Raw genomic sequence first — 21,876 nt, 5'->3', positions numbered from 1 at the left:
AGGTATCATGGCACATTACGACGACCTGGAGACCCGTGACCCTGCCGCACGGGACAAGGCGCTGGCATCCGCCCTGCCGGCCGCGCTGGCCCGTGCCCGGACCGCCCCGGCGCTGGCCCGGCTGCTGCGCGACGTGGACCCCGCGCAGGTGACCGACCGCACGGCGCTGGCCCGCCTGCCGGTGATCCGCAAGGCCGAACTGTCCGAGGCGCAGCGCAAGTCGCCCCCCTTCGGCGGCTTCACGACGCGGCGGGTGGCCGATTTCGACCATGTCTTCCAGAGCCCCGGCCCGATCTATGAACCCGGGCGTCGGGACGGCGACTGGTGGCGGCTGGGGCGGTTCCTGCATGCCTCGGGCGTGGGGCAGGGGGATATCGTGCAGAACTGTTTCGGCTATCACCTGACGCCCGCCGGGATGATGTTCGAATCGGGCGCGCGGGCGGTCGATGCCGCCGTGCTGCCCGCCGGGACGGGGCAGACGGAATTGCAGGTCCGTGCCGCCGTGGATATCGGCACGACCTGCTATGCCGGCACGCCCGATTTCCTCAAGGTGATCCTGGACCGCGCCGACGAGATGGGCGAACGGCTGGGCTTTACCAAGGCCGTGGTCGGTGGGGGCGCCCTGTTTCCGTCGCTGCGCCAGCTTTACGCCGACCGGGGGATCGTCACGCGGCAGTGCTATGCGACCGCCGATCTGGGCAACATCGCCTATGAAAGCGACGCGCTGGAGGGGATGATCGTGGACGAGGGCGTGATCGTCGAGATCGTCCGCCCCGGCACCGGTGACCCGGTCCCCGAGGGCGAGGTGGGCGAGGTCCTGGTGACAACGCTGAACCCCGATTACCCGCTGGTGCGGTTTGCAACCGGCGACCTGTCGACGGTTCTGCCGGGGACCAGTCCTTGTGGTCGCACCAACATGCGCATCAAGGGCTGGATGGGCCGCGCCGACCAGACGACCAAGATCAAGGGCATGTTCGTGCGCCCAGAGCAGGTCGCGGCGCTGGTGTCGCGTCATCCCGACGTGGCGCGGGCGCGGGTCATCGCCGACCGCCAGGGCGAGATGGACGTGATGACCGTGCAGCTGGAAACCGCCCAGGGCGATAACGGAATCTATCTGGCCTCGGTCATGGACACGCTGAAGATGAAGGGTGAGGTGCAGCTGGTGCCCGTCGGCAGCCTGCCCAATGACGGCAAGGTCATCGAGGACCGCCGCAGCTATGACTGAGCGCGGAAATGCACGGAATGCACGGCATTTGACCGGTTAACTTGTTTGTAACCACGCCCGCGGCGAAGATGAGACCTGACTGAAAAAGGGGTTTCACCATGGCTGCGGGCAAGGGCTCTGATCGGCCTTCGATCATCATCAAGCGGATCGAGGGCACGGGCGAGGGTGGCCACCACGGCGGCGCCTGGAAGGTGGCCTATGCGGATTTCGTGACCGCGATGATGGCCTTTTTCCTGCTGATGTGGCTGCTGAGCGCCACGAACGAGGAGCAGCGCAGCGGGCTGGCGCAGTATTTCGCGCCGACCATGGTCCGGACCCCCGGTTCGGGCAGCGGGGTGTCCGGCGACGGCGTCGAGGAGGGCATCCGCCACGCGATCGATGCGCCTCTGCCCGACAGCGACAAGGCCGGCGACTTTGACCAGGTCGCCAAGGCGATCCAGGACAGCCTGACCGGCACCGGCGCCGAATCGATGCAGTTGACCAACCTTCTGAAACATGTTGTGACGCGCATGACCGACGAAGGGCTGGTGATCGAGTTGAACGACCTGACCGACGCGCCGCTGTTCGTCGAGGACACGGCCCAGCCCCAGCCCGCCCTGACCGAACTGGCCGGCATCATCGCCCGCGTGATCGGCCATGTCCGGAACGGGGTCGCGATCGCGGGGCATGTGCGATCCTATCCCGAAACGCTGGTGACCTCGCCTGTCTGGGCGCTGTCGGATGCGCGCGCGCACGCCCTGCGCAACCTGCTGGAGCGGGCGGATCTGGACCCCCGCCGGGTGCAGCGCGTCAGCGGCCATGCCGACCGCAAGAACCGCCACGGCAATCCCATGGACCCGCGCAACAACCGGATCGAGTTGATTTTACTGAGGTAGCGGAGGGAATTATCCTTATCTTAAGCTCTCTCGCCCAGGGTGACGGACAAGACTGAATCACAAGGGTGTCTGTCCATGTCCATTTCCTCGGCGATGAATGCCGGCGTTGCCGGTCTGGCGGCGAATTCCTCGCGGCTCGGCACGATCTCGGACAATATCGCGAATGCCTCGACCTTCGGCTACAAGCGGGCCGAGACCGAATTCAACTCGATGGTCGTCAGCGGCGGGACCGGGCTCTACACGGCGGGCGGGGTCCGCGCCTCGACGCAGCGTGCCATTGCCCAAGATGGGGCGATCGTCACCACCTCGAACCCGCTGGACCTGGCCATGACCGGAAGCGGGATGCTGCCGGTGACCTCGATCAACGACGTGGTCAATGGGGGTCAGCCCTCGTTGCTGATGACGCGCACGGGGTCCTTCAAGCCCGATGCGCAAGGCATCCTGCGCACCGAAAGCGGCCTTGTCCTGATGGGCTGGCCCACCGACGCAAACGGAGCCACGGCGCTGGTATCGCGCGACACCAGCAGCGCCCTCCAGCCCATCCGGATCGAGGCGAACCGTCCGGTCAGCGACCCGACCACGCAGATCTCGCTGGGCGCCAACCTGCCGGCCACGGCCACGCTGCCGGGCGCCAGCGGCGCGCCGCTGCCACTGCGGATCGAGTATTTCGGCAACCTGGGCACCTCTGAATCGCTGGATATCACCTTCACACCCGACACCACCAACCCCGGCGGCATGTCGAACAGCTGGCTGGTCGAAATCCGCGACTCGGCCTCGGCCAATGCGGTGATCTCGTCCGTGCAGGTGGCCTTTGACGACAGCCAGGGCGCCGGCGGCGGCATCGCGTCCGTAACGACCGTGAGCGGCGATCCCTACGATCCGCTGACGGGCTCGATCCCGCTGGATGTGGGCGGCGGCGACATGCAGCTGTTCATCGGCATGCCCGGCGGCACGACCGGTCTGAAGCAGCTGGCGGCCAGCTTTGCGCCCTCCAACATCACCAAGAACGGCTCTCCTGTGGGGCAGCTGGTGACGGTGGAGGTCGACGCCCAGGGCCACCTGAAGGCCACCTATGACACGGGCTTCGTCAAGACGCTGTACAAGATCCCCGTGGTCGATGTTCCCAATCCCAACGGGCTTGAGCCCATTGAAGGGCAGGCCTTCAAGACCTCGACCAAGTCGGGCGCCTTCTTCCTGTGGGATGCCGGCGACGGGCCAACGGGCGCCATCGCGGGCTATGCCCGCGAGGCCTCGACCACCGATATCGCGCAGGAACTGACCCATCTGATCACCACGCAGCGCGCCTATTCGTCGAACGCGAAGATCATCCAGACCGTCGACGAGATGCTGCAGGAAACCACCAACATCAAGCGCTGACGCCCGGCGCCGCGAAGGAGGCCGCGAATGAGCATCGCCAAGGCGATCACCAATGCGATGTCGGGACTGACCGCCACCGCCCGCGGCACCCAGACGGTCGCCGCCAACCTGGCCAATGTCATGACCCCCGGCTATGCGCGCCGGGATGTCGTGGTCACGGCGCAGACCGTCGGCGGCGGCGTGCGCGTCGACGGGATCGCGCGGCTCGTCAACGCCAGCCTGCTGTCCGAATCGCGGCTGTCGGCCTCGTCTCTGGGCGAGGCCACGGCCCGCCATGCCTTTCTGAGCCGGATGGAGGGTGTGATCGGCCTTCCCGGCGGCAGCGACGCGTTGAGCACCGCCCTGACGGAGTTCAAGACTGCCCTGGGTTCCGCAGCCGCCCGCCCGGATGACGAAATCCGGCTGGCTCAGGTCGTGGGCAGCGCCAGCGCGCTGGCGGATCGCCTGAATGCCGCATCCGGCGCCGTGCAGGCGGCGCGGGGCGCGGCGCAGGAGGACATTGCCGCAGACGTGGCGGTCCTGAACGCGTCGCTGGAGCGCGTGGCCTATCTGAACGCCCGTATCTCGATCCTTGATACGGATGGCAAGGACGCCACGCCCCTGATGGACGAGCGCCAGCAGGTGATCGGCCGCATCGCCGAAATCGTCCCGGTGCAGGAGGTCCAGCGCGAGGCGGGCAAGGTGGCCCTGTTCACCTCGGAAGGCGGCGTTCTTCTGGATGGCAGCCTGCCGGCGCGGCTGGGCTTTCAGGGCGCGCCGCATGTGACGGCCGATCAGGTGGTGGGTTCGCCCCTGCAGCTGCTGACGCTGAACGGCACGCCGCTGTCATCGGGGCAGATGAAGCTGTTCGCGGGCGGATCGCTGGCGGCGAATTTTGCGATCCGGGACGAGCTTGCTCCGAAACTGCAGGCGGAACTGGATGACATGGCCTTTGATCTGCATCAGCGCCTGGCGGATCCGGCGGTCGATCCGAGCCTGGCCGCAACGGATGCGGGCCTGTTCACCGATCGCGGTGCGCGGGCCGATGCGGCAGACCTGGTTGGGCTTTCCGGCCGGCTGGCGGTGAATGCCGCGGTCGACCCTGCGCAAGGGGGCGCCCTCTGGCGCGTCCGCGCGGGCCTGCAGGCGGCCTCGCCCGATCCGGTCGGCCAGACGGCGGTGCTGAACGGGCTTGTGGATGCCCTGGGGGTAGTCAGGCCGCCTCAGCCCGGCAGCGGCTTCGAGGGCAACGGCACGATGGCCAACCGCTTCGGGACCATCGAATCACGGGTTTCGGCGCGCCGGGTCGAGGCTCAGGCCGACCTGGCGGTGCGCAGCACGCGCCATTCCACGATCGCCTCCAGCCTGATGGCCGAGGGGGTGGACAGCGATGCCGAGATGCAGCGCCTGCTGCAATACGAGCAGGCCTATGCCGCCAATGCCCGCGTGCTGCGCGCGGTGGACGACATGATCAACCAGATCCTGAGGATGTGACCCGTGAGCCTGAACAGTATCGGCGACCAAGCCCGCGCATTCGCGCTGCATGTCGCGTCCAACCGGCTGAAGACCACCCTGACCACCCTGACCCGGGAGGTCGCGTCGGGCGAGGTCGCGGATCTGGGCCTGCGCCTGCAGGGCAACACGCGGGCGCTGAATGAGATCGAGGGCCGGCTGGGCACGACCCGGCAGCTGCAGCGCAACGGGGCCGAGGCCGCGACGCAACTGCAGGGGATGCAGGACCTGTTCGACGCGGTACGGGTGACCGTCGGCGGCCTGGGCATCGCGCTGGCCAGCGACCCGTTCGCCGGGGCCGGGGTCGAACTGGGAACCCGTGCGGCCGAGACCGCTCAAACCTTTGAAGCCGTCGTCCAGCGCCTGAACGGCACGAACAGCAACCGCTATCTTCTGTCCGGGCAGGCCAGCGACGTGGCGCCCCTGTCTGATGCCTCCCAGATCCTGGACGCGCTGCAGGGTGCCACCGCCGGACTGACCACGGCAGGGGATGTCGCGCAGGCGATCGGGGACTGGTTCGACGCGCCGCAAGGCGGGGGCGGCTTTCTAGACGTCGCCTATCACGGGACCTTTGGACCCGGTCAGCGCATCCCCGTGGGGGATGGGGTTGCCGTGGACATCACGACCACGGCCGGCTCGCCCGCGGTGCGGGACCTGCTGAAGGGGCTGGCCACCGCCGCGATCCTGGACCGGGGCATCCTGTCGGGCAATCCGGCCGAGGCACGCCAGCTGACTGTCCAGGCAGGCCGGCGCATGATCGACGCCGACACCGCCCTTCTTGGCGAGATGGGGCGGGTCGGCCTGGGGCAGCAGATGATCGACCGCGCCCAAAGCGCGAATTCCGCTGCCTTGGACACGCTGGAGCGGTCCCGCAACGACATCCGTCGGGCCGATCCCTTTGAAACCGCCGCCGCGCTGACCGAGGTGCAGGCGCAACTCGAATCGCTTTACGCGGTGACCGCGCGGCTGTCGAAACTCAAACTGGTGGATTACCTGCGGTGACACGGTTCCTTTCAGCACTGATCCTGTGGTTCTGCTGCGGCCTTGCCGCAATGGCGGTGCCGGTCCGCGTGAAGGACTTGGCCGATTTCGACGGGGTCCGCGGCAATGACCTGGTCGGCTATGGCTTGGTGGTGGGCCTGGACGGTTCCGGCGACGGGATGCGCAACGCGCCCTTCACCGAGGAGATGCTGGCCGGACTGCTGGAGCGGCTGGGCGTCAACGTGACCGATGACGCATTGCGGTCCAAGAACGTCGCCGCCGTGATCGTGACGGCGACGCTGCCGCCCTTTGCCCGGTCTGGCAGCCGGATCAACGTCAATGTCGCGGCCATCGGGGATGCAAAGAGCCTGCTGGGCGGGACCTTGGTGATGACCCCGCTGAAGGCGGCGGACGGCAATATCTATGCCGTGGCGCAGGGGTCGATCATTGCCGGCGGGGCGGCCGCCGCAGGCGATGCCGCAAGGGTGGTCGAGGGAGTGCCGACGACCGGCAGCATCCCCGTGGGCGCCCGGGTCGAGCGCGAGGTCGAGTTCGACTTTGCCAGCATCGACACGATCCGCATCGCGCTGCGCAATGCCGACTTCACCACCGCCACCCGGGTCGAGGACGCGATCAACCGCGATTTCAACCGGCAGCTGGCCGTGACGCTGGACAGCGGCACCGTGGTTGTGAACTTTCGCGGTCTGGGGGAGGTGAACCCCGCCCGCGTCGTCGGCCGGATCGAGAACCTGCTGATCGAGCCTGAGGATCGCGCCAAGGTCGTGATCGACCACAAGTCCGGCACGATCGTCGTGGGCGAGCGGGTCCGCATCTCGCGGGTGGCCGTGTCGCAGGGCAACCTGACCCTGCGGGTCAGCGAGGCCCCGATGGTCTCGCAGCCTAACCCTTTTGCGCAGGGCGAGACGGTGACGGTCCCCCGCACGGCGGTCGAGTTGCGCCAGGAGCCGGGGATCGGCTTTGCCGAGGTGGCAGGGGAAACCAACCTCAGCGACCTGGTGGACGGGCTGAACGCGCTGGGGGTGCGGCCGCGCGACATGATCGACATCCTGAAATCCATCCATTCGGCCGGGGCGCTGCATGCCGACCTGATCGTGGAGTGACGGCTCAGGCAGGGCCCCTGCGCAGGGCGCCGGTGGCCACCGACAGGACCAGGGCGGCAGTGCCGGCCCTGGTCTGCCGATAGAACCCTCCGCGCCGCAGTGCCGCCAAGGCCTGCGGCGGCGGGCAGTTCAGCATCCGCTCCAGTTGCTGCAGGGTCCCGACGTTGTTGGATGGCATTTGCGGAACTAGAGGCGACAGCGCCGCGTGATTGGCGCGCAGCCAGGATCCGAACTCGCCCGCCATCAGCTTGCGCAGCCGGGCCGCCAGCGCCGGCAGCGTGTCGTTGCGCCCGACCTCGCTGCCGGCGTGCTGCCGGTAGAGGAGGCAGGGCTGCGGATCATGGATCAGCGCGGCGTTGAAGGCCGCCATCAGCTGGTAGGCCCACCAGTCATGCGAGATGACGCCCGCGCGCCGGGCATGGGGGGCGCCGGCCTGCAGAAGCGCCGCGGCCGCAGGGTTGAAGACCGAAGTGTTCCCCGCCATGCAGGCCTGGATCAGGGCATTGCGAAGCCCCAGGGGCCGGGTGAACCGGCGGGACGTGGTCAGCGGGCGCAACCGGCTGTCGGTGATCACGGTCCGGGCCGCGTAATGTGCCGGGCCGGAATGAACCGCCAGCGCCGCCACGGCGCGGCTCAGCTTGTCGGGAAGCCACTGGTCGTCCTGGTCGCAGAACGCTGCCAAGCAGCCTTGGGGAACCCGCTCCAGCAGCGACAGGAAATTCGCCGTGGCCCCGGCCCGCGGCCCCTCCAGCAGCTGTACCCGGCCTGGATGCAGGTCCGCGAACCGCCGCACGATCGCCTGCGTCCCGTCGCGCGAGCCGTCGTCCGACACGATCAGCGACCAGTCCTCGTGGCTTTGCGCCGCGATGCTGTCCAGCTGCACGTCCAGATGTTCGGCACCCTGATAGGTCGCCAGCAGGATCACGACATGAGAGGGGTGCATTCAGGCCTCGCATAGGAAAACGGCACCGACCGGAGGCCACGAAGGCTCCTGTCGGTGCCGGTTCTGGACCCTGCGATGCGCCGGGGCAAGCGGCCCCGCGCGACCGTTGCCTATTGCTTAGGCTCAGGACTCGTTCTTGATCACAGCCAAAATAGGACGGTTGCGGCCAATGCTATTGCGGAGAGGTATGTCTCCGGGCACCTGTCGTAACGCGTGGCGACACGTCTCCAGTCTTTCAGCCGCCCGAACATGATCTCGATGCGATTGCGCCTTCTGTAGCGGCGCTTGTCGTATTTCACGGTTTTCTTGCGCAACTTCCGGCTAGGGATACAAGCTTTTATCCCTCTGTCCTGCAACGCTTTTCGCAGCCAGTCAGCATCATAGCCTCGGTCCGCCAAGAACCAATCAGCCTGCGGCAGGCCGTCCAGAAGCGCCGCTGCGCCGGTGTAGTCGCTGACCTGTCCTGCCGACATGAAGAACCGGATAGGTCTGCCTTTCGCATCGGTGACGGCGTGCAGCTTGGTGTTCATGCCGCCTTTCGTTCGACCAATCTGGCGACTGCGCCCCCCTTTTTGGCCCGCAGGCTGCAAGCCGTGCGATGCGCCTTCAGATAGGTTGCATCGATCATGATTGTCTTCGGATCGGTGCTCTCGGCGGCCAGGCCGACCATGATCCGGGCGAAGACCCCGTTGTCACTCCAGCGCTTCCAGCGATTATAAAGCGTCTTGGCAGGTCCATATTCACTCGGCGCATCGCACCATCTCAAACCATTGCGATTGATGAAGATAATGCCGCTCAGCACCCGCAGATCGTCAACTCGGGGACGGCCATGGCTCTTGGGGAAGTAGGGGCGAAGGCGCGCCATCTGCGCCTCGGTCAGCCAGAACAGGTTGCTCATCGATCAGGTCTCCTTGCGGCGGCCTGAATCACGCAAAGGGCGTAAAATCAATGGGTCTGGAGCCTAGCGATGTCCTCGATCAGGACGGCGGTCAGGGTCAGGTCGGTCGTGGCCCGCGCAGCCTTCAGCAGATCCTCGCGCAGGACAGCCAGGTTGCGATCGGCGGTGAAATTGCCGTCGAAGCCGCCGGTATTCGCGTGGATCAGCAGCTGGCGCAGCAGGGCGTCGCGCAAGGCATGCTCCTTCTTGCGCAGCGCTTCCTGGCTGGCGCCGTCGGTCTGAAGCGTCAGCGTCAGGATCATCATGTCGCGCAGGTCGCCTTGCCGGACCAAGGGCACGAAGAACTGCGTCGGAAAGGTGAAAAACGCCATCTCGCCCGGCGCGGCATGGTCGCCCCCTCCATGGTCGTCGCCGCCATGATCGCCACCCCCGTGATCCTCGGCCGGGGGGGTGTCATGGCCGGCATCCGCCTCGGTGGCGGGGGCAGGGCCGGTGTCGTGGCCCTCTGCGGTCTCGGCCTGGAGGGCGTGGTCGTCTTGGGCGGCGGGGCTGCGCAGCATGTCGCCCGCAAAGACGCCGCCTGCAAGGGCCAGGACGGGCAGGGCAAGGGGGATCAGCTTCTTGATCACGGGGTCACCTCAGTAGGGCAGAAGGATGTCAGCGATCTGCTGGCCATAGCGCGGCTGCTGCACATCGGTGATCTGGCCGCGTCCCCCGTAGGAGATCCGCGCCCCCGCGATCCGGTCATAGGCGATCTCGTTGTTGCGATCGATGTCGCCCGGCCGGACAAATCCGCTGACGGTCAGCTCGCGCAGCTCGAAGTTCACGCGGACCTCTTGGGTGCCTTCGATCTGCAGCGTTCCGTTGGGCAACCGGTCAACGACCGTCGCCGCGACCCGCAGGGTCAGCTTGTCCCGCCGCGAGATGTTGCCCGACCCCTTGTAGGTCGACGAGGACGAGGCATCCGCAAGGTCGTCGAAGCTGGCGCCCTCGGGCAGCTTGCCTGCCAGGCGCTGCGGGATCCCCACCATCTGCGGGATCGAGACGCTTTCGCCCGAATTGCGGCTGCGCCCCGAGCTGTTGCTGATCTCGGCCCGGTCGTCGATCTCGATGACGACGGTGAGGATGTCGCCCCGGATGGCGGCGCGGCGGTCGCTGATCAGCGATGACTGCGTCCCCGCCCAGAGCGAGGCCGCGGCCTCGGGCCGACCCGAATCGACGGGCAGGTCCAGGGGCGGATTGGTCATCGCCACGAATTCCTCGGTCTCGCGCGGCGAGGTCAGCTGCGGCGGCTGACCGACATTGGCGGCACGCGCGCAGCCCGAGGCGGCAAGGGCAAGGCAGAGCAGGTGGGCGGGCTTCATCGGATTTCCTTTCAGTTCATCACGGCCAGCGAGCCGTCGGGCATGACCTGCGCCGTCACCGTGCTGCGCGAGCCCATGTTCATCACGCGGATCATCTCGCCCGCGGCGCCGTCGGACATGGCGCGGCCCTCGGTGTCGATGCGCAACCCGCCCCGCAGGAAGGAGAGGCGGACGATCTGGTTGCGCCCGACCAGGCGCGGGGCCTGCAGCATGCCGGCATGCAGGGGGCGCCCTTCGTAAAGCGTGATGCGGGTCTGCATGCCGATCGCGGCCGAGGGGTCGGTCAGGCCGGGGCGGTCGGTGTCGATGACCCGCAGGTCCGCGGCGGTGATGATGCTGCCTGCGGGCAGGGTGCGCGCGGCCCCCAGGCCACCCGCCAGAGCCGCGCCGGGCAGCAGCGCCAGCGCCAGGATCAGCGCCCGCATCACCGCACCTGCGTCGTCGCGCCGAGCATCTGGTCGGCGGCGGTGATGACCTTGGCGTTCAGCTCATAGCCGCGCTGCGCCTTGATCAGCTCGGTGATTTCGCGCACCGCATCGACCGAGCTTTCCTCCAGATAGCCCTGGCGCAGCGTGCCCAGACCGTCCTGGCCCGGGGCCACCACCTGCGGGCCGCCCGAGGCCGCCGTCTCGATGAAGAGGTTCGAGCCGATGGCCTCCAGCCCCTTCTCGTTGGCAAAACCCGCCAGGGTGAACTGGCCCAGCAGCTCGGCCTCGACCCGGTCGTTGAAATAGGCAAAGACCTCGCCGCCGGCATTGATCGAGATGGCGCGGGCGTCGTCGGGAATGGTGATGTTGGGGACCAGCGGATAGCCGTCCGAGGTCACGATCAGCCCGTCCGGCGACCGCTTGAGCCCGCCGTCGCGCGTGAAGCCCGACAATCCCGAGGGCAGCGTCACCTCCAGATAGCCGTCGCCCTCGATGGCCAGGTCCAGGTCGCCGCCCGTCTGGGTCAGCGCCCCCTGCTGCAGGTTCACGCTGACGGCGGTGGGCCGCACCCCCAGGCCCAGCTGGACGCCGGCGGGGATGACCGTGCCGTCGGCGGCGGTGACGCTGCCGGGACGGGCCGCCTGCTGGTAATGCAGGTCGGCGAATTCCGCACGGCGGGCGTTGTAGCCGGTGGTGGACATGTTGGCGAGGTTGTTCGAGATGACCTCGACGCGGGTCTGCTGCGCGCTCATGCCGGTGGCGGCGATCTGCAGGGCTCTCATGGTGGCTCCTTAACGGGTCATGGCGGTGATCGCGCCGCGGATCCGCTGATCCTCGCGATCCAGGAAGGTCTGGCCCAGTTCGTAGGCGCGCTGTACCTCGATCATGCGGGTGATCTCGAAGATCGGGTCGACGTTGGACTCCTCCAGGAAGCCCTGGCGGATGCGGCCGTCCTCGACCGGCTCGGGGGCCGCGTCGATGCTGAAGGCGGTGCCGCCCTGGTGGTTCAGGGCCACGCCCTCGGGGGCGGCGAAAAGGCCGATGCGACCAAAGGGCAGGCCATTGGCCGACAGCGTGCCGTCGGCGCCGACCGCGACGGCATTGGCCCCGGCGGGCAGGATGATCGGGGCCTGCCCCTCGTCCAGCAGGCGGTGGCCGTCGGCGGTCATCAACTCGCCCTCGGCCGAGGGGATGAAGGCGCCAGCGCGGGTCAGGCGCAGCCCCTCGGGCGCCTCGACCAGAAAAAATCCCTCGCCCTCGATGGCCAGGTCCATGCTGTTGTTCGTCTGCGTCAGCACGCCCTGGTTCAGGTCCAGCATCCGGCCCCGCGCATTCGCCATCGACAGCGTGTCCCCCTGCCGGTCCAGCGCGGTCAGGTGTTCGGCAAAGATCACGCCCTCGCGCCGAAAGCCGGTGGTGTTGGCATTGGCGATGTTGTTGGCGACCACGCGCATCTCGGCCATCAGGCCGGATTGTCGGGTCAGGCTGGCATAGATCGCATTGTCCATGTCAGCTCCCCGAAACCAGGGGGATGATCTCGCCCAGGAAGAAATCCGACAGGGCGGTGGTCATGAAGCTCATCGAGACCCAGAAGACGACCAGCATCAGCCCGACCTTGGGCACGAAGGTCAGCGTCATCTCCTGGACCGAGGTCAGCGCCTGGAAGAGGCCGATCACCACGCCCGCGATCAGCGCCACCCCCAGAAGCGGGGCCGAGATGCGGACCGAGATCAGCAGCGCCTGGCGCAGCATGTCGAACAGGATCGTCTCGCCCATCAGACCGGCATCCGCAGGATTTCCTGATAGGCCTCGACGACCTTGTCGCGGATCGCGACAACCGTCTCCATGGCCATCTGCGCGTCGGCGATGGTCTGGACCAACTGATGCGTGCCGACCTGCCCCGTCATCGCCCCGGTCGAGGCCTGGTCGACCTGGGCCATCTGCGCCGCGAACTCCTCGGCGGCCTGGCCCAGCTTGGCTGTGGTCGAGGATTGCGGATCGGGGGCTACCGCGCTGCGGGCGGCGGAATAGGCATTGGCGGCGTTCAGTGCGAACATGGGAATTCCTTTCAGCGGCGGAGGAGGTCAAGAAGCGACGCACCCATCTGGCGCGTCTGCTCGAACATGCGGAGATTGGCCTCGTAACTGCGGCCGGCCTCGCGGGCGTCGGCCAACTCGATCACCAGATCGACGTTCGAGCCCTCGTAATAGCCATCGGCATCGGCCAGGGGATGCGCGGGATCGTGGATGCGCGGCAGCGCCGTGCGGTCCAGCCGCAGGGGACCGGCCTCGACCTCGCCCGTCGGGCGGCCGAGGCGCACGGCCTCCTCGAAGGTGACCAGCTTGCGGCGATAGCCGGGCGTGTCGACATTGGCCATGTTCTCGGCGGTGTGGCGCAGCCGTTCGCTTTGCGCACGCATTCCGGACGCTGCCAGGCGCAGCGGCGAGATCGGGTCGGTCATTTCGATATCCTCTTACCGGCGCCCCAGGCTGGTCCGCATCAGGTCCAGGCCCGCGCGATAGATGCCCAGTGACAAGTCATGTTCCCGCTTGATCTCGGCGGCACGGACCACCTCCTCCTCCAGCGAGACCGAGTTTCCGTTGGGCGAGACGGGTCCCGCCACCTCGACCAGGCGGGCGGCGGCCGGGGTCCAGTCCGGCTGTTCCAGGTGGCGCGGCTGGGTGACGCGCAGCGACCCTGCCGCCGCAGCCTTGCGATAGCTGTCGGCAAAGGGCTGCAGGTCGCTGGCCCGGTATCCGGGCGTGTCGGCATTGGCGATGTTCCGGGCCGCCGCGACATGGCGCTGCGACACGTGCTGGGTCATGGCGCGGGCCATCCGCAGCATTTCGATCTTCTCAAACATGAGGCTTCTCCTCATTCACGATAAACCCGGTCTTAACCCCAATTGGTTTAGAAACCGTTGCACGGGCCGGAAAAATCGGCCCTTGGACGGAGGCCGGAATGGACAGACTTCACTCGATCACCCGCCGCATCGCCGAACTGCGCCTGGCCACCCATTTCGGGCGGGTGCAGTCGATCCGCGCGGGCCTGATCAGCGTCGAAGGACTGAACGGCCGCGCCTCGGTCGGCGACCGGGTGCGCATCGCGCTGCAGTCCGGCACCCTGACGGGCGAAATCGTGGGCCTGGGTCCGCGCAGCGCGCAGGTCCTTCCCGAGGGCACGATCGAAGGCCTGTCGGTGGGCGACGAGGCCGAGCTGCTGTTCGCCCCGCAGATCGCCCCCTGCGACGGCTGGATCGGCCGCATCATCGACCCGCTGGGCCAGCCGCTGGACGGGCGCGTGCTGCCGCAGGGTCTGGTCACGCGCGGCTTTCGCAGCGAGGCCCCGCCCGCCGTCACGCGCAAGCGGCTGGGCGCGCGGCTGGGGACGGGGCTTGCGGTCTTCGACACGCTGCTGCCGCTGGTGGCAGGGCAGCGGATCGGGCTTTTCGCGGGCTCGGGCGTGGGCAAGTCCACGCTGCTGTCGCAGATGGCGCGGGGTGTGCAGGCCGACGTGGTGGTCATCGCCATGATCGGCGAACGGGGGCGCGAGCTGCGCGAATTCGTCGAAAAGACCCTCGGCCCCGAAGGAATGCGGCGGGCGGTGATCGTGGCTGCGACCTCGGACCGCTCGCCCCTCCTGCGGCGGCGCTGCGCCTGGGCCGCGATGACCGTGGCCGAGCATTTCCGCGACCAGGGGCGGCATGTCCTGTTCCTGGCCGATTCGATCACCCGCTTTGCCGAGGCGCATCGCGAGATCGCCCTGGCAGCGGGCGAACCGCCCAGCTATCGGGGCTTCCCGCCCTCGGTGTCGAACCTGATCATGGCCTTGGCCGAACGCGCCGGCCCCGGCCCCGAAGGTGCGGGCGACATCACCGGCATCTTCAGCGTTCTCGTGGCCGGCTCGGACATGGAGGAACCGGTCGCCGACATCCTGCGCGGCACGCTGGATGGCCACGTCGTCCTGGAACGCAGCATCGCCGAACGCGGCCGGTTTCCGGCGGTGGATGTCGTGCGCTCGGTCTCGCGGTCGCTGCCGGACGCCGCGAATGCGGCCGAAAATGCGCTGATCGGCCGCGCCCGTGCCGCCTTGGGCGCCTATGCCGAATCGGAACTGATGATTCGCGCGGGCCTCTATGCCCCCGGCTCGGACCCTAAGCTGGACGAGGCGGTAAAGCTCTTCCCGCAACTGGACGAATTCGTCACCCGCCGCAGCGCAGGAACCGCCGACAGCTTTGCTGCACTGGAGGCGGCGCTCCGCGCGCGGCTGCGCCCCTCGGCCCAGCCCCATGAAACTATGCAGTCTGCCGCGCGTTCGTAGGTTAATCAATGTTAGATAGTAACTGTCGGGCATTGCACCCAAATTTCCGATTTGCAAGTGTCCCGCAGCCGAAGAAAGGAGGGATGAAATGGCCATCACCGAATATTTTATCCGCTTTCTTCAACGGCGTGACACGCTGTCGGAAGATGATCTTGCACGGCTGCGCGCGGTCCGGACCGAACATGTCAGCTTTCCCTCGGGGGCGGTGATCGTCCCGGCGGACCGCGCCGCGCGGCGCAGCTGCATGATGCTGCGCGGCCTTTCGGCACGCTCGCACCAGCTGGTCGGCCGACCCGAGGAACGGGTGATCACCGCCCTGCATGTCCCCGGCGACTTCGTGGACCTGCACGGCTTTGTCCTGGCCGGGCTGGAACATTCGGTCGTGGCCGTCGGTCCCGCCGATGTCGAATTCATCGACCATTCCGAACTGACCGAGATCACCGAGAATTTTCCGCATCTGACCCGTCTTCTGTGGATGGCGACGCTGATCGACGCGGCCGTCCACCGGCAATGGCTGGTAGCCGCGGCCTCGCTGCGCTCCAGCGCCCACCTGGCCCATCTGCTGTGCGAGATCTACACGCGTCTCAACACGGTGGGCGCGGCGTCCCACCACCAGTTCATGCTGCCGCTGCTGCAGCGCGAACTGGCCGACATCCTGGGTTATTCGCCGATCCATGTGAACCGGGCGGTGCGCGACCTGCGCGACCGCGGGTTGATCCGCTGGGCGGGGGCGGACGTCAAGCTCCTGAACTGGCAGGGGCTGACGACGCTGGCCCGCTTCGATCCCGGCTACCTGGACATGGAACGCCAGAGCCGCTGAGCTATTCGCACAGCCGCCAGCCGCCGTTCCGGGCTGCCATGTCCAGGTGCAGGTGGTCGTCATGCGCGGCGTTCGATCCCGGCCCCAGCACCGTCGTGAACAGCAGGCAGGCCGTGCCCCGCGCCGCGCGCTGAAAGGCCTCGTCCATCGCGCCGTCGCCTTCGCGCGGCTGGACAGACAGCGTCTGGTCGGTGTCGAACCGAAAGCCGGTCACGTCGATCGCGTTTCCGTTGCCATGCTCGGACGGCTTGGGCAGCGCCTTGCCGGTGCCCACCCGGTCGCGGCAGGTATAGCCCGAACCCGTCTCCAGCGCCGTCAGCTGCGGCGCGCCCGGCATCAGCGCGGCGGCGGGGCGCAGAAAGTCGCGCGTCCAGAAGCCCAGGGCCCGCGCAGTGTCGCAGCGCATCACCGGATCGCCCGTCAGCGCCACCCCGGGCAGGATCTGGCTGACCCGCAGGGGCCGCGCGATGCCGCAGTCGCGATTGTCGGCTTCGGTGACCGGAGGCTCCTGCCGATAGGTCGTGCCCAGCAACGCCAGGGCCAACCGGCAGGCGGCAAAGTCGCTGTCGGTTTCGGCCTGCACGAACCAGAGGGGCGGGGCAGGGGGGCCTAACGCCTCGGTGGCCTCGGCCTCGGCCGCCGCCCCGGGGGCCTCGGGCGCTGCCCCGGCGGCCGGTGCCTCCACGGGGGCCTCCGCGGAGGCCTCCGGACGCTCCGGGGGCCGCGTTTCGGTCACGGATGTTTCGGGCGCCTCGGGCGCCTCGGGGGGCCGGTCCTGCGAGAGGGCCGGTCCCGCGCCAAGCAGCACCAGCGCCAGGACCGTCACTGCCCTCATGGCTGCGCGTCTTGCAGCGGCGGCACCACAAAGCCCTCGGGCAGGGCGCCGGTCAGCGCGTCGCTCAGCGGGTCGGCCGGGCTTTCCGCCGGCGCGGCCGGCGGGATCAGAGCATCCGTCGTGGACGCTTCCGGCGCCGAGCCATCCGGCGCGGAGGCTTCCGGCGCGGGCTGGGCCGAAGGCTCCGGCGCGACGCCGGTGGCGGCACCCGCCTGCTCGGGCAGGGCCAGGGGCTGCTCGGTCGTCGGCACCTCGGTCGGCGCCGTGCCCTCGGGCAGCGCGATCGGCGCCACCGGCGTGGCGGTGGCCGCACCAGAGCCGGTGACATCGGCGATGGTGACACCCGGCTGCAGGAACTCGACCGTGGTGCCGCCGATGCTGACCATCTTGGCCAGCTCCTCGGCGTCCCAGTTGGTCAGCCGCACGCAGCCCATCGACTGGTTGCTGAACAGCTGCGACGGCGTGGGCGTGCCGTGGATGCCATAGGTCGGCTTGGTCAGGCCGATCCAGACCGTGCCCACCGGCCCGTTCGGCCCCGGCGGGACCACCAGCTTGCGGTCGTTGTCGCCCTGCTTGAAGTTGACGTCGGGGTTGTAGGTATAGTTCGGATTGACCGCCACACTGCGCACGTTGTGCGTCCCTTCGGGCGAAGGGGTGGCCGAGGATCCGATGGTTGCGGGATAATCCACCACCATCTGCCCGCGCGCGTCATAGCCCGCGACCCGGCGGTTGTCCTTGTCGATGATGATGCGCGTCACCTGCCCGCGCATGGGCGGGTTCGGCGCCATGACCTGGATCGTGGCGCCCGGCACCAGCGCCACGCCGGGGTTCAGGAACTGGATGAATTTCTCGTCCATGTGAAAGCGCTCGCCCAGGCGCTCGGCGATGCTGGTATGGGCCATGGCCTCCATCTGCGCCTTCTCGGCATAGTCGGTGGGGATCGAATCGACCAGGCCCTGCGCGTCCTCCTCGGTGATGGTATAGCCTTGGGTGGCCGGACGCTCGGCATAGGCCTGCAGCAGGTTCCAGACATGGGGGTCCATGACCCCGTCCATCGGCAGGCCGGCGCGACGTTCAAAGGCCTTGATGGCGCTCTGGCTCATGCCGCCCTTGAAGCCGTCGATCACGCCGGGCGATGTGCCCGACCGGTCCAGCAGGATCTGCACCTTGGCGGTCAGCGCGGAGCGCCCCGCAGGCAGGTCCTCCAGGCCGTATTGCGCCGCCTCGATATCGGCTGCGGTAAAGGGCCGGTCGTCCTGCGCCACGGCGGGCGCCGTCGAGGTCAGGGCGAATGCAAGGGCCAGCAAGAGCCGGTGCGACATGGGGAACTCCGATAAGACAGTCTGCAGCATTCAGGATTGCGCGGAAAACCGCCAGATAGCCTGAGGGTCACGTTTCGGTCAATTCAGGATTGTATTCCGCAGTGCGGAATGCAAATCTGCACAGCGAAACAGGGAGGAGGTTTCACCCATGACCATTCAGTCATTCAAGGCGGCACTGTCGGCCGGTGCCATGATCGCCGCGCTGGCCGGCGCCGCATCTGCCGAAACGGTGCTGATCTATGGCGAGCCGGGGCCCAACCGGGGCGCGCGCGCCGAGGCGACCCAGTGGTTCGCCGACCAGGTGGCCGAACAGTCCGGGGGCGACCTCAAGGTGGACATCACCTGGGGCGGCGCGCTGTTTTCCGAAAAGGCCGCCGTCCAGTCGCTGCGCGACGGGGTGGCGGACCTGGGCAGCGTGATCGGCGTCTATTTCCCCCAGGAGATGGTCGCCTATGGCATCGCCGACCTGCCCCTGCAGAACCCCGACCCCTGGGTGGGCATGAAGGCCACCGATGCGCTGATGCGCAACAACGAGCAGATCAAGGCGAACCTGGCCGCCCAGGGCCTGGTCTATATCGGCACCTACACGACCTCGGCCGTGCAGATGGGCTGCAAGGGCCCCGCGGTCGCCTCGGTCGACCAGCTGGCCGGCAAGAAGGTGCGCGGCGTCGGCGCCTATGGCCAGACCTTCCGCGACCTGGGCGCAACGCTGGTCGACATGACCGTCTACGAGGCCTACCAGGGCCTGGAAAGTGGGCTGATCGACTGCACCCAGACCTATTCCTACCTGGTCAAGGCGCTGAAGTTCGACGAGGTCTTCGACAGCTACACCTTCATCGACTGGGGCCAGATCGGCGCCCTGGGCATCGTGATGAACAAGTCGATGTTCGACAGCCTGACGCCCGAGCAGCAGGAGGTCATCATGACCGCCGGCGAGGGGCTGGCCGACGAATTCGGGCGCATCATCGAGGAGGCGAACGCCGAATCGATCAAGGTGCTGGAAGATGCCGGCAAGGAGATCGTCCGCTTTTCCGACGAGGACCGCGCCAAGCTGAACGAGGCGGGCCAGAAATACCTGGACGAATGGGTGGCCCGCGCCGATGCCTCGGGGCTGGACGGGCAGGCGCTGCTGGACGAATACCGCGGCCTGATCGACCAGTACGCCACCGAGCTGGAACAGCAGGGCTACCCCTGGGAGCGCGGCTGATCCCATGCGCCTGATCGAGCGGACGCTTCTGGACCTTTCCGTGCTGGCGCTGATCGCGCTTGGCCTGGTGATCTTTGCCAATGTCGTGATGCGCGCGGTGCTGGGGTCCAGCGTGCCCGACGCGATCATCCTGGTGCGGGAACTGATGGTCGCGGCCATCATCCTGCCCATGGCGGCGGCGACGGCGGCGCGCAGCCACGTCGCCGTCACCTTTCTCAGCGACCGGATGCCGGCGCCCCTGCGCGCGCGGCTGATCGTGCTGGGCCATGTCGTGGGCCTGCTGGCGCTGGTGCCGCTGATCTATGCCGCCGGGCGGGTCACCGCCCAGGCCTGGGGGTCGGGCGAGTTCTACTACGGCGACCTGAACCTGCCGCGCTGGCCGGGGATCGCGCTGTTCCTGGCGGGCCTGGTGCTGATGTGGCTGCGGCTGGCGGTGCTGCTGGGGGGCGATCTGGCGCAGCTGCGCCGGGGCGACGTCATTCTTGATGCCGATGGAAACGAGGTAAGCTGATGGACCCGATGACGATCGGCATGGCCGCGATGGCGCTGGTCCTGATCCTGCTGGCGATGCGCGTGCCCATCGCCTTCGCCCTGGCGGGCGTGGCCAGCATCGGCACCTTCCTGATCTATGCGACGCGGACTGGCGGCTGGACGCCCGAACGGGCGCTGAACCCGACCAGCTCGGTGGTCTTCTCGAACTTCTTCGACCTCGTGCATTCCTATGACCTGTCGATGGTCCCGCTGTTCGTGGCCCTGGGCAACATCGCCTTCTATGCCGGGATCACGACGCGCATCTATGACGCCGCCGCCGTCTGGCTGCGGCCGCTGCCCGGCGGCGTGGCGATGGCCTCGATCATGGGCTGCGGCGGGTTTTCCGCCATCTCGGGCTCCTCGATCGCCTGCGCCTCGACCATGGGCCGCATCTGCGTCCCGGAAATGCTGCGCATGGGCTATGACCCGCGGCTGGCCACCTCCTCGGTCGCGGTCGGCGGCACGCTGGGCTCGCTGATCCCGCCCTCGGTCCTCTTCATCCTCTACGGCATCTTCACCGAGACCTCGATCGCCCAGCTGTTCCTGGCGGGCGTGCTGCCGGGCCTCCTGTCGCTGGCGGGCATGATCCTGGTCATCGCCTGGTGGGTCGCCCGCGACCCCGCCGCCGCCCCGCGCGGCGAGGCCGCCGAGGCCAGCCGCCTGGAGGCCGCGATCGCCGCCTGGCCCGCCCTGATGCTGTTCGTCGTCATCGTCGGCGGCATCTATGGCGGCATCTTCACTGCGACCGAGGCCGCCGCCGTCAGCGTCGTTCTGACCATCGCCATCGGCTTTGCCCAGCGCCGCCTGTCGCCGGGCGTGCTGTGGCGCGCGATCCGCGAAAGCCTGGTCCAGACGGCCGCCATCTTCCTGATCGCGGGCGCGGCCAAGATCTTCGTCAGCTTCGTCGCGCTCAGCGGCATGGCGGGCGCGGTGGTGGGCGTGGTCGCGGATGCCCAGCTGTCCTTCGCGATGCTGATGCTGGTCGTGGTGCTGATCTACCTGGTGCTGGGCATGTTCCTCGACCCGATCGGGATCATGGTCCTGACGCTGCCCTTCATGGTCCCCCTGGTCGAGGGCTATGGCCTGAACCTGATCTGGTTCGGCGTCATCGTCGTCAAGCTGCTGGAGATCGGGCTGATCACCCCGCCCGTCGGCCTGAACGTCTTCGTGGTCAGCAACGTCACCAAGAACGTGGGCATCGACAAGATCTTCGCGGGCGTGACGCGCTTTCTGGTGGTGGACCTGCTGGTCCTGGTGCTGCTGATCCTGTTCCCGGTCATCTCGCTTCTGCTTCCGGGGTCCATGTGATGTCCGACAGCCCCCGCCCGGATTACGAAGCCGACCGCAACTTCGCCACCACCCTGGCCCGCGGGCTGTCGGTCCTGCGCGCCTTTCGCACCGATGACGACGGGCTGACCAACGCACAGCTCGCCGAACGGACCGGCCTGCCGAAATCCACCGTCTCGCGGCTGACCTTCACGCTGGGCTGCCTCGGCTACCTGACGCAGCCGCAGCGCAACGACCGCTATCGCCCCGGCCCGACGCTGCTGGCGATGGGCCATGTGGCGGCGGCCTCGCTGTCCTTCCTCGACCCGGCGCAGGACATGATGCAGGACCTGGCGGACCGGACTGGGACGCTGGTCCTCTTCGCGGTGCGCGACCGGGACAAGGTCGCGCTCATGCGCACCTGGCGGCCGCGCCACGCGGCCTCGATCTGGCTGGAGGTCGGGCACCGCCTGCCCATCGCCGGCTCGTCCTCCGGCCTGGCCGTGCTGGGCGCCACCACGCGCGAGGAGTTCGCCGACCTTTTGTCCGATCATCCCGAGCCGCCGCTGGACGGAGGCAGCTTCGACGCGCTGCGCCGCGAAGGGCGCGACCAGCTGATCGGCCACGGCTATGCGGTGGTGCGCAACCAGCTGCGCTATTCGCCCAAGATCTCGGCCGTGTCGGTGCCGTTCCGTTCGGCGCGGCTGGCGGGGCCGGTGGTCTTTTCCTGCGGAGCGCTGGACGACGTCCTGCCCGATGCCCGCATCCATGCCGAGGTCGGCCCCGCCCTGCGCGACACCGTCGCCCGCCTGCAACGCCTGGTCTGCGCCGAAGGGCGCCCGGCCCTGTCAGGCGCGTTGAATGACTGAAGG

25 protein-coding genes are annotated in these 21,876 nt (G+C 68.1%); 12 read left to right on the top strand and 13 right to left on the bottom strand.

Annotated features, from left to right (window positions below):
* The first annotated feature begins 7 nt into the window (after positions 1-7).
* From ACZ2G3_RS14190 to ACZ2G3_RS14165, 6 genes are all read left to right on the top strand, one after another.
* Positions 8-1,225: a phenylacetate--CoA ligase family protein gene (locus ACZ2G3_RS14190; RefSeq protein WP_470396659.1), complete on the top strand. Its 1,218-nt coding sequence runs from the start codon at positions 8-10 to the stop codon at positions 1,223-1,225.
* 98 nt (positions 1,226-1,323) lie between these two features.
* Entirely contained in the window at positions 1,324-2,100 is a 777-nt protein-coding gene (locus ACZ2G3_RS14185; protein ID WP_470396658.1) for an OmpA/MotB family protein, read from the top strand.
* Between the two features lie 75 nt (positions 2,101-2,175).
* On the top strand, positions 2,176-3,477 hold the full coding sequence (locus ACZ2G3_RS14180) for a flagellar hook protein FlgE (protein ID WP_470396656.1): 1,302 nt from the start codon (positions 2,176-2,178) through the stop codon (positions 3,475-3,477).
* A gap of 27 nt (positions 3,478-3,504) precedes the next feature.
* Entirely contained in the window at positions 3,505-4,950 is a 1,446-nt protein-coding gene (gene flgK / locus ACZ2G3_RS14175; RefSeq protein ID WP_470396654.1) for a flagellar hook-associated protein FlgK, read from the top strand.
* Between the two features lie 3 nt (positions 4,951-4,953).
* Entirely contained in the window at positions 4,954-5,970 is a 1,017-nt protein-coding gene (locus tag ACZ2G3_RS14170; protein WP_470396652.1) for a flagellin, read from the top strand.
* A gap of 50 nt (positions 5,971-6,020) precedes the next feature.
* A complete protein-coding gene (locus tag ACZ2G3_RS14165) occupies positions 6,021-7,070 on the top strand; it encodes a flagellar basal body P-ring protein FlgI (protein ID WP_470399147.1) in 1,050 nt (349 codons plus the stop codon).
* Between the two features lie 4 nt (positions 7,071-7,074).
* Here ACZ2G3_RS14165 and ACZ2G3_RS14160 read toward each other — a convergent pair whose 3' ends face one another.
* The 11 genes from ACZ2G3_RS14160 to ACZ2G3_RS14110 all read right to left on the bottom strand — a co-directional run bounded on the left by ACZ2G3_RS14160 (position 7,075) and on the right by ACZ2G3_RS14110 (position 13,566).
* Complete coding sequence (locus ACZ2G3_RS14160; RefSeq protein ID WP_470396651.1) at positions 7,075-8,013, bottom strand: glycosyltransferase; 939 nt, start codon at positions 8,011-8,013, stop codon at positions 7,075-7,077.
* A 140-nt stretch (positions 8,014-8,153) separates the two neighbouring features.
* A protein-coding gene (locus ACZ2G3_RS14155) for an IS5 family transposase (RefSeq protein WP_470395968.1) occupies positions 8,154-8,911 on the bottom strand; the annotation gives its coding sequence in 2 pieces (ribosomal slippage) (positions 8,154-8,590 and positions 8,590-8,911; 759 coding nt in all).
* Between the two features lie 47 nt (positions 8,912-8,958).
* Entirely contained in the window at positions 8,959-9,540 is a 582-nt protein-coding gene (locus ACZ2G3_RS14150) for a hypothetical protein (protein ID WP_470396650.1), read from the bottom strand.
* A gap of 9 nt (positions 9,541-9,549) precedes the next feature.
* Positions 9,550-10,275, bottom strand: a complete 726-nt coding sequence (gene flgH, locus ACZ2G3_RS14145) for a flagellar basal body L-ring protein FlgH (protein ID WP_419269206.1) — start codon at positions 10,273-10,275, stop codon at positions 9,550-9,552.
* 11 nt (positions 10,276-10,286) lie between these two features.
* Positions 10,287-10,700, bottom strand: a complete 414-nt coding sequence (flgA, locus tag ACZ2G3_RS14140) for a flagellar basal body P-ring formation chaperone FlgA (protein ID WP_470396649.1) — start codon at positions 10,698-10,700, stop codon at positions 10,287-10,289.
* Complete coding sequence (flgG, locus tag ACZ2G3_RS14135; protein ID WP_419269203.1) at positions 10,700-11,485, bottom strand: flagellar basal-body rod protein FlgG; 786 nt, start codon at positions 11,483-11,485, stop codon at positions 10,700-10,702. The genes flgA and flgG overlap by 1 nt, the downstream gene beginning before the upstream one ends.
* A gap of 9 nt (positions 11,486-11,494) precedes the next feature.
* Positions 11,495-12,211, bottom strand: coding sequence for a flagellar hook-basal body complex protein (locus ACZ2G3_RS14130; RefSeq protein ID WP_470396647.1), 717 nt, complete (start codon positions 12,209-12,211; stop codon positions 11,495-11,497).
* A 1-nt stretch (position 12,212) separates the two neighbouring features.
* Positions 12,213-12,479 (bottom strand): flagellar biosynthetic protein FliQ, encoded by a 267-nt coding sequence (locus ACZ2G3_RS14125; protein ID WP_111297700.1) that lies wholly within the window; start codon positions 12,477-12,479, stop codon positions 12,213-12,215.
* Positions 12,479-12,760: a flagellar hook-basal body complex protein FliE gene (gene fliE / locus ACZ2G3_RS14120; RefSeq protein ID WP_111297699.1), complete on the bottom strand. Its 282-nt coding sequence runs from the start codon at positions 12,758-12,760 to the stop codon at positions 12,479-12,481. Before fliE ends, ACZ2G3_RS14125 begins: the two co-directional genes overlap by 1 nt.
* Positions 12,761-12,771: 11 nt before the next feature.
* Positions 12,772-13,164: a flagellar basal body rod protein FlgC gene (flgC, locus tag ACZ2G3_RS14115; RefSeq protein ID WP_419269200.1), complete on the bottom strand. Its 393-nt coding sequence runs from the start codon at positions 13,162-13,164 to the stop codon at positions 12,772-12,774.
* A gap of 12 nt (positions 13,165-13,176) precedes the next feature.
* Complete coding sequence (locus tag ACZ2G3_RS14110; RefSeq protein ID WP_419269199.1) at positions 13,177-13,566, bottom strand: FlgB family protein; 390 nt, start codon at positions 13,564-13,566, stop codon at positions 13,177-13,179.
* Positions 13,567-13,664: 98 nt separating this feature from the next.
* Here ACZ2G3_RS14110 and ACZ2G3_RS14105 point away from each other — a divergent pair, with 98 nt between their 5' ends.
* Together ACZ2G3_RS14105 and ACZ2G3_RS14100 are read left to right on the top strand one after the other, a co-directional pair.
* Complete coding sequence (locus tag ACZ2G3_RS14105; protein WP_470396646.1) at positions 13,665-15,023, top strand: FliI/YscN family ATPase; 1,359 nt, start codon at positions 13,665-13,667, stop codon at positions 15,021-15,023.
* Positions 15,024-15,111: 88 nt separating this feature from the next.
* The gene (locus tag ACZ2G3_RS14100) at positions 15,112-15,843 is read left to right on the top strand and encodes a Crp/Fnr family transcriptional regulator (protein ID WP_470396645.1); all 732 of its coding nucleotides are present in this window, start codon (positions 15,112-15,114) and stop codon (positions 15,841-15,843) included.
* A 1-nt stretch (position 15,844) separates the two neighbouring features.
* Here ACZ2G3_RS14100 and ACZ2G3_RS14095 read toward each other — a convergent pair whose 3' ends face one another.
* Positions 15,845-16,678, bottom strand: a complete 834-nt coding sequence (locus tag ACZ2G3_RS14095; RefSeq protein ID WP_470396644.1) for an extensin-like domain-containing protein — start codon at positions 16,676-16,678, stop codon at positions 15,845-15,847.
* Positions 16,675-18,000 (bottom strand): L,D-transpeptidase family protein, encoded by a 1,326-nt coding sequence (locus ACZ2G3_RS14090; RefSeq protein WP_470396642.1) that lies wholly within the window; start codon positions 17,998-18,000, stop codon positions 16,675-16,677. The genes ACZ2G3_RS14095 and ACZ2G3_RS14090 overlap by 4 nt, the downstream gene beginning before the upstream one ends.
* A gap of 148 nt (positions 18,001-18,148) precedes the next feature.
* On the opposite strand from ACZ2G3_RS14090, the gene ACZ2G3_RS14085 reads away from it, so the two are divergent.
* From ACZ2G3_RS14085 to ACZ2G3_RS14070, 4 genes are read left to right on the top strand one after another with little or no spacing between them, the layout of a single operon-like run.
* Positions 18,149-19,207, top strand: coding sequence for a C4-dicarboxylate TRAP transporter substrate-binding protein (locus ACZ2G3_RS14085; RefSeq protein ID WP_419269193.1), 1,059 nt, complete (start codon positions 18,149-18,151; stop codon positions 19,205-19,207).
* 4 nt (positions 19,208-19,211) lie between these two features.
* Entirely contained in the window at positions 19,212-19,718 is a 507-nt protein-coding gene (locus tag ACZ2G3_RS14080; protein WP_419269192.1) for a TRAP transporter small permease, read from the top strand.
* Complete coding sequence (locus ACZ2G3_RS14075) at positions 19,718-21,046, top strand: TRAP transporter large permease (RefSeq protein WP_470396641.1); 1,329 nt, start codon at positions 19,718-19,720, stop codon at positions 21,044-21,046. The genes ACZ2G3_RS14080 and ACZ2G3_RS14075 overlap by 1 nt, the downstream gene beginning before the upstream one ends.
* Positions 21,046-21,873 carry an IclR family transcriptional regulator gene (locus tag ACZ2G3_RS14070; RefSeq protein ID WP_470396640.1) on the top strand — a complete coding sequence of 276 codons (828 nt, stop codon included), beginning with the start codon at positions 21,046-21,048 and terminating at the stop codon, positions 21,871-21,873. Before ACZ2G3_RS14075 ends, ACZ2G3_RS14070 begins: the two co-directional genes overlap by 1 nt.
* Positions 21,874-21,876 lie beyond the last annotated feature (3 nt).

It is taken from the genome of Paracoccus sp. KKT209 (genome assembly GCF_055635455.1).
The sequence above is the reverse complement of the archived record's forward strand: the minus strand, read 5'-3'. Positions and strand labels throughout refer to the sequence as shown.

What these genes read in the sequence shown, in the direction of transcription:
- ACZ2G3_RS14190 (WP_470396659.1), top strand. Translation starts at nt 8, where the DNA reads ATGGCACATTACGACGACCTGGAGACCCGTGACCCTGCCGCACGGGAC.
- ACZ2G3_RS14185 (WP_470396658.1), top strand. Translation starts at nt 1,324, where the DNA reads ATGGCTGCGGGCAAGGGCTCTGATCGGCCTTCGATCATCATCAAGCGG.
- ACZ2G3_RS14180 (WP_470396656.1), top strand. Translation starts at nt 2,176, where the DNA reads ATGTCCATTTCCTCGGCGATGAATGCCGGCGTTGCCGGTCTGGCGGCG.
- flgK (WP_470396654.1), top strand. Translation starts at nt 3,505, where the DNA reads ATGAGCATCGCCAAGGCGATCACCAATGCGATGTCGGGACTGACCGCC.
- ACZ2G3_RS14165 (WP_470399147.1), top strand. Translation starts at nt 6,021, where the DNA reads ATGGCGGTGCCGGTCCGCGTGAAGGACTTGGCCGATTTCGACGGGGTC.
- ACZ2G3_RS14160 (WP_470396651.1), bottom strand. Translation starts at nt 8,013, where the DNA reads ATGCACCCCTCTCATGTCGTGATCCTGCTGGCGACCTATCAGGGTGCC.
- flgH (WP_419269206.1), bottom strand. Translation starts at nt 10,275, where the DNA reads ATGAAGCCCGCCCACCTGCTCTGCCTTGCCCTTGCCGCCTCGGGCTGC.
- flgA (WP_470396649.1), bottom strand. Translation starts at nt 10,700, where the DNA reads ATGCGGGCGCTGATCCTGGCGCTGGCGCTGCTGCCCGGCGCGGCTCTG.
- flgG (WP_419269203.1), bottom strand. Translation starts at nt 11,485, where the DNA reads ATGAGAGCCCTGCAGATCGCCGCCACCGGCATGAGCGCGCAGCAGACC.
- ACZ2G3_RS14130 (WP_470396647.1), bottom strand. Translation starts at nt 12,211, where the DNA reads ATGGACAATGCGATCTATGCCAGCCTGACCCGACAATCCGGCCTGATG.
- ACZ2G3_RS14125 (WP_111297700.1), bottom strand. Translation starts at nt 12,479, where the DNA reads ATGGGCGAGACGATCCTGTTCGACATGCTGCGCCAGGCGCTGCTGATC.
- fliE (WP_111297699.1), bottom strand. Translation starts at nt 12,760, where the DNA reads ATGTTCGCACTGAACGCCGCCAATGCCTATTCCGCCGCCCGCAGCGCG.
- flgC (WP_419269200.1), bottom strand. Translation starts at nt 13,164, where the DNA reads ATGACCGACCCGATCTCGCCGCTGCGCCTGGCAGCGTCCGGAATGCGT.
- ACZ2G3_RS14110 (WP_419269199.1), bottom strand. Translation starts at nt 13,566, where the DNA reads ATGTTTGAGAAGATCGAAATGCTGCGGATGGCCCGCGCCATGACCCAG.
- ACZ2G3_RS14105 (WP_470396646.1), top strand. Translation starts at nt 13,665, where the DNA reads ATGGACAGACTTCACTCGATCACCCGCCGCATCGCCGAACTGCGCCTG.
- ACZ2G3_RS14100 (WP_470396645.1), top strand. Translation starts at nt 15,112, where the DNA reads ATGGCCATCACCGAATATTTTATCCGCTTTCTTCAACGGCGTGACACG.
- ACZ2G3_RS14095 (WP_470396644.1), bottom strand. Translation starts at nt 16,678, where the DNA reads ATGAGGGCAGTGACGGTCCTGGCGCTGGTGCTGCTTGGCGCGGGACCG.
- ACZ2G3_RS14090 (WP_470396642.1), bottom strand. Translation starts at nt 18,000, where the DNA reads ATGTCGCACCGGCTCTTGCTGGCCCTTGCATTCGCCCTGACCTCGACG.
- ACZ2G3_RS14085 (WP_419269193.1), top strand. Translation starts at nt 18,149, where the DNA reads ATGACCATTCAGTCATTCAAGGCGGCACTGTCGGCCGGTGCCATGATC.
- ACZ2G3_RS14080 (WP_419269192.1), top strand. Translation starts at nt 19,212, where the DNA reads ATGCGCCTGATCGAGCGGACGCTTCTGGACCTTTCCGTGCTGGCGCTG.
- ACZ2G3_RS14075 (WP_470396641.1), top strand. Translation starts at nt 19,718, where the DNA reads ATGGACCCGATGACGATCGGCATGGCCGCGATGGCGCTGGTCCTGATC.
- ACZ2G3_RS14070 (WP_470396640.1), top strand. Translation starts at nt 21,046, where the DNA reads ATGTCCGACAGCCCCCGCCCGGATTACGAAGCCGACCGCAACTTCGCC.